Annotated in this window: 13 protein-coding genes; 4 read left to right on the forward strand and 9 right to left on the reverse strand. The window is 66.4% G+C overall.

Going from position 1 to position 12,919, the window contains the following annotated elements; genetic code table 11:
• Window positions 1-46: 46 nt before the first annotated feature.
• The 5 genes from trpE to RB2654_RS01880 all read right to left on the reverse strand — a co-directional run bounded on the left by trpE (window position 47) and on the right by RB2654_RS01880 (window position 6,395).
• Complete coding sequence (trpE, locus tag RB2654_RS01860) at window positions 47-1,555, reverse strand: anthranilate synthase component I (RefSeq protein ID WP_008328040.1); 1,509 nt, start codon at window positions 1,553-1,555, stop codon at window positions 47-49.
• An 8-nt stretch (window positions 1,556-1,563) separates the two neighbouring features.
• A complete protein-coding gene (locus tag RB2654_RS01865; RefSeq protein WP_008328041.1) occupies window positions 1,564-3,405 on the reverse strand; it encodes a peptidyl-prolyl cis-trans isomerase in 1,842 nt (613 codons plus the stop codon).
• 226 nt (window positions 3,406-3,631) lie between these two features.
• Window positions 3,632-4,801, reverse strand: coding sequence for an aminotransferase (locus tag RB2654_RS01870; RefSeq protein WP_008328043.1), 1,170 nt, complete (start codon window positions 4,799-4,801; stop codon window positions 3,632-3,634).
• Window positions 4,798-5,817: an anthranilate phosphoribosyltransferase gene (gene trpD / locus RB2654_RS01875; RefSeq protein WP_008328045.1), complete on the reverse strand. Its 1,020-nt coding sequence runs from the start codon at window positions 5,815-5,817 to the stop codon at window positions 4,798-4,800. Before trpD ends, RB2654_RS01870 begins: the two co-directional genes overlap by 4 nt.
• Window positions 5,814-6,395 (reverse strand): anthranilate synthase component II, encoded by a 582-nt coding sequence (locus tag RB2654_RS01880; RefSeq protein ID WP_008328046.1) that lies wholly within the window; start codon window positions 6,393-6,395, stop codon window positions 5,814-5,816. The genes trpD and RB2654_RS01880 overlap by 4 nt, the downstream gene beginning before the upstream one ends.
• A 131-nt stretch (window positions 6,396-6,526) precedes the next feature.
• Here RB2654_RS01880 and RB2654_RS01885 point away from each other — a divergent pair, with 131 nt between their 5' ends.
• Complete coding sequence (locus RB2654_RS01885; RefSeq protein ID WP_148912536.1) at window positions 6,527-7,924, forward strand: divergent polysaccharide deacetylase family protein; 1,398 nt, start codon at window positions 6,527-6,529, stop codon at window positions 7,922-7,924.
• 171 nt (window positions 7,925-8,095) lie between these two features.
• On the opposite strand, the gene RB2654_RS01890 is transcribed toward RB2654_RS01885, so the two are convergent.
• Window positions 8,096-9,382, reverse strand: coding sequence for an O-acetylhomoserine aminocarboxypropyltransferase/cysteine synthase family protein (locus RB2654_RS01890; protein ID WP_040884277.1), 1,287 nt, complete (start codon window positions 9,380-9,382; stop codon window positions 8,096-8,098).
• A 111-nt stretch (window positions 9,383-9,493) separates the two neighbouring features.
• On the opposite strand from RB2654_RS01890, the gene RB2654_RS01895 reads away from it, so the two are divergent.
• A complete protein-coding gene (locus tag RB2654_RS01895; protein WP_040884279.1) occupies window positions 9,494-9,907 on the forward strand; it encodes a VOC family protein in 414 nt (137 codons plus the stop codon).
• 8 nt (window positions 9,908-9,915) lie between these two features.
• On the opposite strand, the gene RB2654_RS01900 is transcribed toward RB2654_RS01895, so the two are convergent.
• Window positions 9,916-10,431, reverse strand: coding sequence for a DUF2239 family protein (locus tag RB2654_RS01900; RefSeq protein ID WP_008328062.1), 516 nt, complete (start codon window positions 10,429-10,431; stop codon window positions 9,916-9,918).
• Between the two features lie 60 nt (window positions 10,432-10,491).
• Here RB2654_RS01900 and RB2654_RS01905 point away from each other — a divergent pair, with 60 nt between their 5' ends.
• Window positions 10,492-10,827, forward strand: coding sequence for a hypothetical protein (locus tag RB2654_RS01905; RefSeq protein ID WP_008328063.1), 336 nt, complete (start codon window positions 10,492-10,494; stop codon window positions 10,825-10,827).
• A 3-nt stretch (window positions 10,828-10,830) separates the two neighbouring features.
• Here the strand turns inward: RB2654_RS01905 and RB2654_RS01910 are convergent, their stop codons facing one another.
• Window positions 10,831-11,844 (reverse strand): GT-B fold glycosyltransferase domain-containing protein, encoded by a 1,014-nt coding sequence (locus tag RB2654_RS01910; protein WP_008328065.1) that lies wholly within the window; start codon window positions 11,842-11,844, stop codon window positions 10,831-10,833.
• 125 nt (window positions 11,845-11,969) lie between these two features.
• Between RB2654_RS01910 and RB2654_RS01915 the strand changes: the two genes are divergently transcribed.
• Window positions 11,970-12,374: a hypothetical protein gene (locus RB2654_RS01915; protein ID WP_008328067.1), complete on the forward strand. Its 405-nt coding sequence runs from the start codon at window positions 11,970-11,972 to the stop codon at window positions 12,372-12,374.
• Here RB2654_RS01915 and RB2654_RS01920 read toward each other — a convergent pair.
• Window positions 12,371-12,868, reverse strand: a complete 498-nt coding sequence (locus tag RB2654_RS01920; RefSeq protein ID WP_008328069.1) for a flavin reductase family protein — start codon at window positions 12,866-12,868, stop codon at window positions 12,371-12,373. The genes RB2654_RS01915 and RB2654_RS01920 overlap by 4 nt on opposite strands.
• Window positions 12,869-12,919 lie beyond the last annotated feature (51 nt).

A 12,919-nucleotide genomic window follows, 5' to 3' on the forward strand; every position in this document is an offset into this window, starting at 1 on the left:
CCTCCCCCGGGGATATTTCGGGACCGGAAAGACGGGGCGGGCGGAGTCAGCTGTTGCCGCCGCGGGTGAACAGGCCAGCCTCGGCCGCCGCGCGGGCGATGGCTTTGGACTTGTTCACGGTTTCCTGGAATTCGGCCTCCGGGTCGCTGTCGTAGACGACGCCGCCGCCGGATTGGATATAGAGCTTGCGGTCCTTCAGGACGGCAGTGCGCAGCGCGATGCACATATCCATGTCGCCCATCGCCGAGAAATAGCCCACGCCGCCGCCGTAGACGCCGCGCTTTTCCGGCTCGAGCTCGTCGATGATCTCCATCGCGCGCACTTTCGGCGCGCCGGACACGGTGCCTGCGGGCATCCCGGCGAGGAAGGCCGAGAGCGCATCGTGGTCTTCGCTGAGTTCGCCCACCACGTTCGAGACGATGTGCATGACGTGGCTGTAGCGTTCGACGATGAATTCCTCGGTCGGGCGCACGGTGCCGATCTTGGCGACCCGGCCCACGTCGTTGCGCCCCAGGTCGAGCAGCATGAGGTGTTCGGCCAGTTCCTTTTGATCGGCGAGCAGGTCTTCCTCCAGCGCCTTATCCTCTTCCGGCGTGGCGCCGCGGGGCCGGGTGCCTGCGATCGGGCGGATCGTCACCCCGCGCCCGAAGACGCGGACGAGGATTTCGGGGCTGGCGCCGATGACCTGAAAGCCGCCGAAGTTGAAGAAGAACATGAAGGGCGAGGGGTTCATGCGGCGAAGCGAGCGGTAGAGCGCGAAGGGGGGCAGGGGGAAATCCTGCGTCCAGCGCTGCGAGGGGACGACCTGAAAGATGTCGCCTGCGCGGATGTATTCCTTGGCCGTTTCGACCGCCGCGAGGTATGCGTCATGGGCGAAGTTCGACACAGGCTCGCCGATGTCCGCGGTCTCACCCAGATCGTGTGACGTGGCGGGCTGGCGTTCGAGGTCACGCAGCGCGTCCTGCACCCGTTCGGCGGCCTGCGCATAGGCGGCGCGCGCCGACAGGCCCGACGACTGGAACACCGGCGAGACGAGGATCACCTCGCCCTTCACACCGTCCAGAACCGCCACGACCGAGGGGCGGATCATCACCGCGTCGGGCAGGCCGATGGGGTCGGGGTTCACGTTCGGCAGGTGTTCGACCAGCCGGATCATGTCGTAGCCCAAATAGCCGAAGAGGCCCGCCGAGGCGGCGGGCAGGTCGTCGGGCAGGTCGATCCGGCTTTCGGCCAGCACGGCGCGCAGCGAGGTCAGGGGATCGTCGGCCGCGTCCTGAAACGCGTCGGGGTCAAAGCGGGCCTGACGGTTGATCCGGGCCTTGGTGCCGTCGCATTGCCACACGAGGTCCGGCTTCATCCCGATGATCGAATAGCGCCCGCGCACTTCACCGCCCGTCACCGATTCCAGCATGAAGCTGTCGGTGCGTGCCTCGGTCAGCTTCAGCATGAGCGAGACGGGTGTGTCGAGGTCGGCGGCGAGGCGGGTGTAGACGATCTGATTCGCGCCAGCGTTCCAGCCAGCCTCGAAGGCGTCGTAGGACGGGATCAGGGCCATCGGTCAGCTCACGGGAAGTTGGCGTGGACGGCGTTTATCATCGCCTGATCCAGCGTGACGCCCGCATCCGCTTCCAGTGCGGCGGCGAAGGCATCCTGCACGTCGGCGGCGATCTGCTGCGACACGCGGGCACCGAAGGTGGTCTTGATCTCCTGTGCCTCGGCGCTGTCCTGATCGGGCGCGTTGACGTCGGTGAGGCCGAGGACCACGACCTGACCATCGCCCGAGACGACCTGCCACGTGCCTTCTTCCATCTCGAAGGCGGTTTCGATCATCGTGGACGGCGTGCCCTGAATGAAGCTGGTGCGCGCGATGTCCTCTTCCAGCACCTCGGTCAGTCCGACGGTGGAGGGGGCTTCGGCGCCGCTTTCGAATTGCGGGATCAGGGCTTCGGCGCGGGCGACCAGCGCCTCGGTCAGCGTTTGCGCTTCCCAACCCGCGACGACCGCATCGCGCACCTCGTCGAGCGGCTGCAGTGCGGGCGGTGTGATCTCGTCGAGCCGCAGCGCGAAGACCGAGCCGTCTTCCAGTTCCGTGACCTCGGGGAAGTCGCTTTCGCTGGCCTCGGAAGCCGCTTCGCGGAACGGGGCGTAGGCGGCGATGCCGTCCTGGTTCCCGTCGAAATAGCCGATGGTGTCGACGGTGATGAGGCCTTCGGCCGCGAGTTCTTCGAGCGTCGCGCCCCCGGCCATCATCTCGTCGATCTCGGTCGCGCGGGTGCGCACGAGGCGGCGCGCGGCATCGGCCGCATATTCCTCGAACAACTGATCGCGCACCTCTTCGAAGCTGGTTTCCTGCGCCGAAAGGATCGCGTTCATGCGGAACAGGGCGGGGCCGAGGTCGGTTTCGATGGGGCCCACGACGCCGGGCGCGTCGAGCGCGAAGATCGGCTCCCCCGCCTGACCGAGGGCGCGGCGGGTCACGTCGCCCATATCCACGTCGGACAGCGAGAGACCGCGTGCCTGAACCTCCTGGTCGAAGGTCGTCTCACCCGCTTCGATCCGGTCCGCGGCGGCCTGCGCCTCGTCCGCCGAGCCGAACACGAGACGTTCGACGAGGCGGCGTTCGGGCACCTGAAATTCGTCGATGCGCTGGTCGTAGAGGGCCTGAAGCTGGGTGTCGTCCATCGGAATCTCGTCCAGCACGTCCTCGGGCTTGAGCCAGCCATAGGTGATCTGGCGGGTTTCCGGCGTGGTGAAATCGTCCGGGTTCGCCTCGTAATAGGCTTCGAGATCGGCCTCGGTCGGTTCCGGCAGCGGCTCTTCGAGGGCCGAGCGGGTCACCGGGGCCCATGTGAAGTCGCGGGTTTCGCGCGCCCAGCCGAACAGCGTGTCGGTGTAGACATCGGGCATTTCCAGATCGCTGGTCACGGCGCCGGCAAGGATGGTGCGCGCCACTTCGAGCCGCAGCGTCTCTTCGAACTCGCGGGCGGTCAGGCCGGATTGTTCGAGAACGAAATCGTAGGTGTCGCGGTCGAACTGGCCGTTCGGGCCCTGGAACGCCGGGATCTCGGTCACGCGGGAGGCGAGGTTCTGATCGCCCACCGACAGCCCCAGGCGGTCGGTTTCGTTCTCGACCGCCGTGATCGCGACCACGCGCGACAGAACGCGCTGGTCGAGACCGATTTCCTGCGCCTCGGCCATGGTCAGGTTCTGGCCGGTCTGCTGCTGCCAGCCCTGAAATTCGGCGTTAAGTTCGCGGAAGTAGGCGGAGGCGTCGATTTCGGTGTCGCCGACCTTGCCGATCGACTGTCCTGAACCGCCGAAATTGACCGAGCCGAAGCCGATCAGTCCGACCATGACGAGCGCCATGATGATCCAGACGAAAAAGCGCGAAATGTTCGAGAACATGCCCGTTTGCCTCCGGTTGGGTCAGTGGGTTGTAACGGTGCGATTGGGGAATGCCAACAGGGGTTTTGGGCGTTTGGAGGGCCTTGCGAAATCGGGCGGGCTGGCGCCCGCGCAGGATTTGCGCCGTCCCGGCTTTCGCCGGGTCGTCGTGGTGGAACGCGGCCGGGGGCCGCGTCCGGAGGGCCAGCCCTCCGGACCTCCCGAGGTATTTGGAGACCGAAGAAGATCAGGACAGGGTTGCGAGGCGATCCATGAGGGTCGCGATCCCGGTCGTGTCAATGTTCGCGAAGGCGATGCGCAGGTGCGCGGCGCCAGACGGGTCGCCTTCGGGCGTGAACATCGAGCCGGGGAGGGCGAGGACGGCGATGTCGTCGACCATACGGCGGGCGAGGGTGCCACTTGACTCGTCGAACGGGTGGCGGACATAGGCGAAATAGGCGCCTGCGCCGGAGAGGTGCCAGTCCGGCAGTTTTACAAAGCCTTCTTCGATCGCGCCGCGTCGTGCGAGGATTTCCGCACGTTCGCCGGCGAGCCATTGGTCGAGGTTCATCAGGCCCCAGAGGGCGGCGTGCTGGCCGAGCTGGCTGGGGCAGATCGCGACTGTGTCGAGGAATTTCTCGACCGAGACGAGGCGTTCGGGGCTGGCCACGAGCGCGCCGACGCGGTGTCCGGTCAGGCGGTAGGCCTTGGAAAAGGAGTAGAGCTGGATCAGCGTGTCCGACCATGCCGGGTCGGAGAAGAGGTCGTGCGGCGCGGAGGGGCGGCTGTCGAAGTCACGGTAGGTTTCATCGAGGATCAGGGCCAGGCCGTTGGCTCGGGCGAGGTCGGCGAAGGCGTGGACGAGGTCGGCGGGGTATTCGACCCCCGCCGGGTTGTTCGGCGTGACCAGCACGATGGCGCGGGTGCGGTCGGTGAGGCGCGCCTCGGCCTCGGCCACGGTCGGCAGAAGCTCGTCGCCCGTCGGCAGCGGCACGGTCCGGACGCCGGACAAGGAGAGCCACATCTGGTGGTTGAAATACCACGGGGTCGGCAGGATCACCTCGTCACCGGGGCCGGCGAGGGTCGAAAGCGCCGCGCAAAACGCCTGATTGCACCCCTGCGTGATCGCGACGTTGCCGGGCGTGATCGGGCCGCCGTAGGCCTGCGAAAAGCGGGCGGCGAGGGCTTCGCGCAGGGAGGGCAGGCCCAGCACGGGGCCGTAGACATGGGCTGCGGGCAGGGTGAGGGCCACATCAGCCATCGCTTCGCGCAAGGCGAGGGGCGGCGGGTCGACGGGGGCGGCCTGACTGACGTTCAGGAGCGGCAGATCAGGCGAAAACGTCTTGTCCGCGATCCATCGCTTCGCCTCGACCACCGGCGAGGGGCGGGTCGCGGCCATGTTCGGGTTCAGGATCATGCGGCTTTCTGGGTGACGGCGGCGAGGGCTTCGATCTTGGCCTTGGCGGCACCGGAATCGATGGACTCGCGTGCGATTTCAACGCCTTCCGGCAGGTTCGCCGCCTTGTCCGCGACCACGAGACCTGCGGCGGCGTTCAGAAGCACCGCGTCGCGATAGGCGCCTTCGGCCCCGGACAGAAGGGCCGCGAAGGCCTTGCCGTTCTCTTCGGGCGTGCCGCCGAGGATGTCTTCGAACGGGTGAACGGAAAGGCCCGCGTCTTCGGGATGCACTTCGCGTTCGGTGATCGTGCCGTCTTCGAGGGCCGCGAGCCAGGACACGCCCGCGATCGACAGTTCATCGGTGCCGTCGCCGCCGTGGACGAGCCAGGCCTTCTCGGAGCCCAGCGTTTGCAGCACTTCGGCCATCGGACGAATCATCGCCTTGGAGAAGGCGCCGGTGAGTTGCCGGGTGACGCCCGCCGGGTTGGTGAGCGGTCCGAGGATGTTGAACATGGTGCGGGTGCCGAGCTCGGCGCGGATCGGGCCGACATGGGCCATGGCCGGGTGATGCAGGGGGGCCATCATGAAGGCGATGCCGGTTTCGGCCAGCGCCGCCTCGACCACCTTGGGGCCGACCATGACGTTCACGCCCATCGCCCCGAGCGCGTCGGCGGACCCGGATTTCGACGACAGGTTGCGGTTGCCGTGCTTGGCCACCGGCACGCCCGCGCCCGCGACCACGAAGGCGGTGGCGGTCGAAATGTTCAGCGTGCCCTTGCCGTCGCCCCCGGTGCCGACGATGTCGATGGCGCCTTCGGGCGCGCGCACCTTGTTCATCTTGGCGCGCATCACGGCGGCGGCGGCGGCGTATTCGTCGACGGTTTCGCCGCGCGTGCGCATGGCCATCAGAAGCCCGCCGATCTGGCCCGGCGTCGCCTCGCCCGTCATGATGATGTTGAAGGCCGCCTCGGCCTCGTCACGGGTCAGGGCACGCTCGGCGGCGGCCCCGATCAACGGCTTGATCGCATCGCTCATGCAGGGACTTTCACGGAATTCAGGAAGGTGCGGATCATGGCGTGGCCATGTTCGGACCGGATGCTTTCGGGGTGGAACTGGACGCCTTCGATGGGCAGGCTCTTGTGGCGAAGACCCATGATGGTGCCGTCTTCGAGCCACGCGGTGACTTCAAGGCTGTCGGGAAGGCTGTCACGTTCCACGACGAGCGAGTGATAGCGCGTGCCCTTGAGGGGCGAGGGCAGGCCGGAAAAGACGCCCGCGCCCTCGTGATGGATTTCGCCCAACTTGCCGTGCACGATTTCGGAATGGCGCACGACCTTGCCGCCGAAGGCCTGACCGATGGTCTGGTGTCCGAGGCAGACGCCCATCAGCGGCAGCTTCGCCTCGGCGGCGGCCAGCGTGAGCGGCAGACAGATGCCCGCCTGATCCGGGTCGCAGGGGCCGGGCGACAGGATGATCGCCTCGGGGCGCATTCCCATCGCCTCCTGCACGTTCACCGCGTCGTTGCGCACGACTTTGATCTCGGCACCCAATTCGCCGAAGTAATGGACGAGGTTGTAGGTGAAGCTGTCGTAATTATCGATGAGCAGGATCATGGGCTTGCCTTGGGGCTTTCACTGAAGCTTGGTCGCGGTATACATGGTCAGAGCCGGGCGCGGGGGTCAAGGGCGGCCGGGCGCAAGACGGATCGCACGGCTTCGGATCGTGCGCGAGACTGGAGGCGGAATTGGCGAACGGAATGGTTTCGGGGGTGTTTGCCGGCGTGGTCGTGGCGGCGGTTGGCGTTGCGACGGCGGCACTGGTGATCGAGCCGGTCGAGATGGGTGAACCGGGGCCGGTCGCCGAAGCGCCGGTCGCCAGCGAGACGCCTGAGCCTGTCGAACCTGACGAGAGCGCACCCGACGGGCAGGAGCCTGAACCGGAAACTGCCGATGCGACGGAGACTGAGCCTGCGGCGCCAGCGGTCACGGCAGGCGGTGAGACGCAGGCGCCGGAAGCGGACCCGATCATGGTCGAACCGACCCCGCGACCCAGCGAAGAAGAGATGGAGCGGGACGAGGAAGCGGCGGAAGCCGAGCCTGCCATGGACCCCGAGCCGATGGTCGAGGCCGAGCCGGAGACCGTGAGCGAGGCTGCGCCTGTCCCTGCGGTGTCGGACACGCCGGACGAAGATCTGGCCGAGGCCCCCGAAGCCGATGCGCCGAAGGCGACGGACACCGAGGTGGCGCAACTGCCCATGGTGATCGCGCCGTCCAACCCGACCGAGCCTGACGTGGCGATGCCGGAGACCGGCAACGACACCGTGCGCGCCGAAGGGGCGAGCGTGTTCGACCCGCCGCCGCTGGAAGACGACACGCTCGAAGAACCCGCGCCCTCCGGGCCGGTCGTGACCGGGCGCTTGCCCACCATCGGGGAAAGCGCCGCCGACGAGGCCGCTGTCGATGCCGGACCGCAACCCGCGATCCGGCGCAATGCGGTGCCCTATGACGGGATCGCGGAACTGCCTGAAATGGCGGTGCTTCTGATGGATATGGGGCCGGGGCGCGAGGACGTGGGCGACCTTGCCGTCATGCCGTTCCCGATGTCGGTCGCCGTCGATGCCTCGTCACCCGACGCGGCCGAAGCCATTGCGTTCTACCGGGCCAACGGGGCCGAGGTGGTGCTGATCGTGCCGCTGCCCGAACTTGCCACCGCGATGGACGTGGACGTGACCTTTCAGGCCTACGATCCGCTGATGACCGACATCGTCGCGGTGATGTTCCCGCCCGAGGCCGGGTTTCAGGGGTTGGGCGACGCCGCCGCGCAGGTGGTGACGAACCTCGACGAACGGGGCCTTGGCCTCGTCACCTATCCCGAGGGGCTGAACACCGGCCACAAGGTCGCGGTGAGCGAGGACGTGCCAGCGGGCCAGATCTTCCGCGATCTCGACGGGGACGGGCAGGCCGGTGACGTGATGCGCCGGTTTCTGGACAACGTGGCATTCCGCGCGCGCAACGACGATGGCGTGATCGCCGTGGCGCGGGTGCGGCCCGAGTCGATTCAGGCGCTCTTGGAATGGTCACTGGGCAACCGGGCGCAATCGGTGAACTTCGCCCCGGTCTCGGCGGTTCTGCTGGACGAGTGAGTGTCGTCTGAAGGAGTGCGCTGACGCGCACGCATTTTCAGTTTGCGTTCAAGCCACGCGAGGCTTCGGGGGCTGTCTGCCCCCGAGCCCCCGAGGATATTTCGAGACCGGAAAGACGTTTTGCTTGATAGGTTAAGAGGCGCGCCCAAGGGTCTGGGCGCGCTTGGTTTTTCATAGGGCGGCGAGGGCCTGATCGAGGTCGGCGATGATGTCGTCGGCGTCTTCGATCCCGATGGACAGACGCACCACGTTGTTGCCGGCCCCTGCCGCCTCGCGCTGCTCGTCGGTCAGCTGGCGGTGGGTGGTCGACGCCGAGTGGATGATGAGCGAACGGGTGTCGCCGAGGTTCGCCACGTGGCTGAAAAGCTTGAGGTTCGACACCAGTTTCACGCAATCCTCGTAACCGCCCTTGAGCGCCACGGTGAACAGCGCGCCGGTGCCACGCGGGAAGATGCGCTTGCCGACCTCGTGCGCGGGCGAAGATTTCAGGCCCGCGTAGTTCACCTTGTCGACCTTGTCGTGCGCTTCGAGCCATTCGGCCACCTTCTGCGCGTTCTCGACATGCTTGCGCATCCTGAGCGACAGGGTTTCGATGCCCATCAGGGTGTAATGCGCGGCCTGCGGGTTCATCGTCATGCCCAGATCGCGCAGACCGATGGCGATGGAGTGGAAGGTAAAGGCCATCGCGCCCAGAGCGCCGTGGAAATTCACGCCGTGATAGGCCGGTTCGGGTTCCGAGAGCGACGGGAACTTGCCGGAGGCGGACCAGTCGAACTTGCCCGAATCCACGATGGCGCCGCCGGTTACCGTGCCATTGCCGGTGAGGTATTTCGTGGTCGAATGCACCACCAGCGTCGCGCCGTGGTCGATGGGGCGGCACAGATAGGGCGTGGCCGAGGTGTTGTCGACGACCAGCGGCAGGCCGGCCTTGTCGGCCACCTTGGCCACGGCCTCCAGATCGATGGGGTAGCCCACGGGGTTCGCCAGCGATTCGCAGAAGATCGCGCGGGTGTCTTCGTCGATGGCCGCTTCGATCGCCGCCGGATCGTCGAAATCGACGAAGGTGCAGGACCAGCCGAAGCGTTTGAACACTTGCGTGAACTGCGTGTAGGTGCCGCCGTAGAGCCGGGTCGAGGCCACGATGTTGCGGCCCGGCGCCATGAGCGGGTAGAGCGCCATGATCTGCGCCGCGTGACCCGACGAGGTGCAGACCCCGCCCGCGCCGCCTTCGAGTGCCACAATCCGGTCGGCAAGCGCGCCGACGGTGGGGTTCGTGAGGCGGGAATAGATGTAGCCGACTTCTTCGAGGTTGAAGAGCCGCGCGGCATGGTCGGCGTCTTTGAACACGTAGGATGTGGTCTGGTAGATCGGCACCTGCCGTGCGCCGGTGGCCGGGTCCGGGGCCGTGCCCGCGTGGACCTGAAGCGTGTCGAATCCGTTCATCTGTGCGTCTGACATAATGTCCTCCCGTAACTGTCCGCGACGACGCTACGGGGATTTTCCCCATCCATCAATTGCGCTAAGCCGTTGGGCAGACACATTCAATTCGCGCAATCCGAGGAGGGGCTCATGCTCACACCGTTTCATCTGGCGATCCATGTCACCGATCTGGAGGACGCGCGGGGGTTCTATGGCGGGGTTCTGGGCTGCACCGAAGGGCGCTCGACCGAAACATGGGTCGATTTCGATTTCTTCGGCCATCAGTTGAGCCTTCATCGCGGCACGCCCTTCGCGACGACGAACACCGGGAAGGTGGGCGAGCACATGGTGCCGATGCCGCATCTGGGCCTCGTGCTGGCACTGGACGACTGGCGCGCGCTGGCGGACCGGCTTGAGGCGGCGGGGACCGATTGGATCATCCCGCCGTCGGTGCGGTTCGAGGGCGAGCCGGGCGAACAATGGACGATGTTCTTCCGCGATCCGGCCGGCAACCCCATCGAGATCAAGGGATATGCCGACATGGCCGGGGTTTTCGCGACCTGACGCACGGGTCAGGCGTTCTGCGGACCGGCCCCGGCGAGGGTGAGAGCATGGTCGCGCAGGTCGTCGGGCCAGCCGTCCATCGCGTCCGCGAAGCCGCGTAGGTCGCCCGCGTAGAGCGCGCGGATCGCCTCTTCGAACCGCGGCAGGTTTCCCGCGATGGCGGACAGGAATCGATAGGCGCGGTCGGGTGCGCGCGGGTCATCCGTGGGGGCCGCGTTCATGGCGTCGTCCACGATGCGCCGCAAAGCCGCGGACGCGCCACCGCGCTGGCCCGCCAACCAGTCCCAATGGCGCGGCAGCAGCGTGATCTCGCGCGCCTTGACGCCCATCTTAGGCCTGCCGCGCGGGGCAGGTGCAGGCGTGCCTGACAGGTTCAGGTCGGTTTCCCGCCCGGTCAGGTCTGAGAACACCAGCAATCCCTCGGGATGCGGTCCGAGCGGGGCAAGGTCGGTTTCGAGCGCGCGGCGCGTGCCCGATGCAAGGCGTTTTGTGCCCTGAAAGGCGGTGAAGGTTTCTTCGGTCATGTATTTACACCCGGATAAAATTATGGAACGTGGATAACATCCGGGTAAAAAGGTGGCAAGATGGCTGTGTCGAAGGATCAAAAGCGGGCGGCGAAAGCGGCGTGGAGCGAGCGCAAGGCGGACTGGGCGATCTGCATCGTCCGCATCGGCGCGGCGATGTGGGTCAAGGCGGTGTCCGATGCCGCCGCACTGGAACGGCGGTTGTCGTTCATGCTGCGCACGGGCGGCGCCAACAGCGCGCCCGCCGGGATGCAGACGGCGTTTCGTGAGGAGGGGACCGTCACGGTCGAGGTGGTCGAGCGGTTGGACGACGACCTTTCCGACATGGCGCGCGAGACGCTTGTGAAGGACCGGATCGCGCACTGGGCGGACGAGCTGGGCGCGACCCCGTTCTAGCGGTCACCGCATCCAGAACCCTTCGCGTTTGATCTGGTTGCGGATCATCTTTTCCATCGGCGGCAGGTCGTCACGGTCGAACATCCCGCGCACTTTGTGGCCGCGCCCCTGATAGATCATGCGCAGCATAGGCTCATGGTTTTTCAGGACTTTCTTGACCTTGTTGGGGGCGGCGGCGATCTCCAGCGCCGTGATCGTCGCGTCCGACTCGCGGGCATAGGCCAGCGGCAGGACGCGCCAGTGGCAGGTGATGTCGCCGTCCAGCCCGGCAAGCTCCGGCCCCGGACGCCCGCCCCCCATCGCATGAATGACGAGGGGCAAGGCGATCTGGTCGAGCCAGGGATAGATCTCCTGACACACCAGCGCCTCGGGCGCGTCGTCGCGGATGGTGAGTGCGATGTCGAGATAGCGGTCGCGGAAGGCGGCGGGATCGGCCCCAAAGAACCAGCCTGCGTTGAAATACAGGTATCGGCCCCAGTATTCGTCCGGTTCCGACAGGTCGAGCGAGCTTTCGAAATCCAACCCGAAACGGTCGTAGAGCGATTTCCACGTGTCCGTGTAACCGGGGCCATACAGTTCGATCTGCGGCCACGTGCCTTCGCGGTTCATCGAGGCCGAGGGGCGGGCGAAGTCGAAGGGCACCCGCGACAGCGGGCCGGTGACCACCGTGTCGCTGTCGAAAAAGACGAAGGGCTCGCCAGCGGGCAGGGCCGCCAGACCTTCGATCTTGTTGCCGTTCGAATAGGACGCGCCGAAATGCACGCTTTCGAACGGAACGATTTCGGCGCCCTGTTCTTCGAGCGCCGCGCGCTGGTCGCCCGACAGGCGCGGGTCGTCGGGCCAGAGCGGGCCGGGCTGCGGTTCGGCCACGATCAGGCGTCCGGGGAAGTCTGGGTCGTGTTTGCGCAGGGAGGCCGCGAACAAAAGCGCCTCGTATCCGACCCGTCCCGCCTGTCCGATGATCAGCACGTTGAACGGGTGCGGCACACCGCTGCTTTTTTTCGCCGCTTTCGCCATGAACTGTCGCCTGTCTTTGCCCGGTCCCGGATTTTCTGCCACTATAGGCTCAGGCCGGACGCGGAAAAAGCGTCCATCGGGGCCGGGGCGTGAGAGACCCGAAAAACAGCGAGGGCGACAGGCAGATGAGAAAGCTCAGGACGGTGGCGCTGGCCACGGCGACGGTGGTGGCGGGCCTCGTGCCCGCGGCGGCGCAGGATGCCAAGCAGATCCTGTCGATGACCAAGGCCAACTGGGTGGCCGTGCGTGAATACGACGGCCGCGATCTCTTGTATTTCACCAACCTGCTGGCCTGGCGCTGCGGGGTCGACCGCATCCGGTTCTCGGTGAACGGCGAACGGCTGGGCGCGCTCGAACACGAGCCGTGCCATGAGGACGAGGCGTCGCCCAATGCACTCTATTCCGAAGACATCCTGCCCTATCTCACCTATCCGCTCGGATCGGTCCAAAGCGTGACGGTCGAGGTGTCGTTCCCGGATGGGAGCGAGGAGCGTGGCGAATATCAGCGCGGGTCCGTGCTGATCCGCTAGTCCTGATGCAGGAAGTTGCCCCAGTTCCCCGCCATGAACACGCGGGGGGTGGCGGGCGTGGTCGTCACCCGGTCGACATGGCCGATGATGACGGTGTGGTCGCCCGCGTCGATCCGGTCGCGGATGTGGCATTCGAACCGGGCCGGGCAGTTTTCGATCAGCGGCACGTCCTTGTCCGAGGTGATCCAGTCGAACCCTTCGAAGGCCTCGGCGGTCCTTGTGAAGCCAAGCGCGACCTCGTCCTGATCCTCGCCCATGATATGCAGCGCGAAATTCGAGGCCGAGGCCATGGCGTCGTGACGGCGCGAGGCCTTGGCCGGGCACCACAGGATAAGCGGCGGGTCCATCGAAACGCTGGTGAAGCTGTTCACGGTGATCCCCATCGGGCCACGCGGCGTCATGCAGGTGACGACCGTGACGCCGGTCGCGAACAGGCCAAGCGCCTCGCGCATCTGCCGTTGGGTGTCCGGCGCGGGAATGAAGCTGTCGATCATATCTCACCTGCTCGCGTTCGTCGCGACCCTATTCGAGATACGGACCGGATT

It is taken from the genome of Maritimibacter alkaliphilus HTCC2654 (assembly GCF_000152805.1).
GTDB lineage: Bacteria > Pseudomonadota > Alphaproteobacteria > Rhodobacterales > Rhodobacteraceae > Maritimibacter > Maritimibacter alkaliphilus.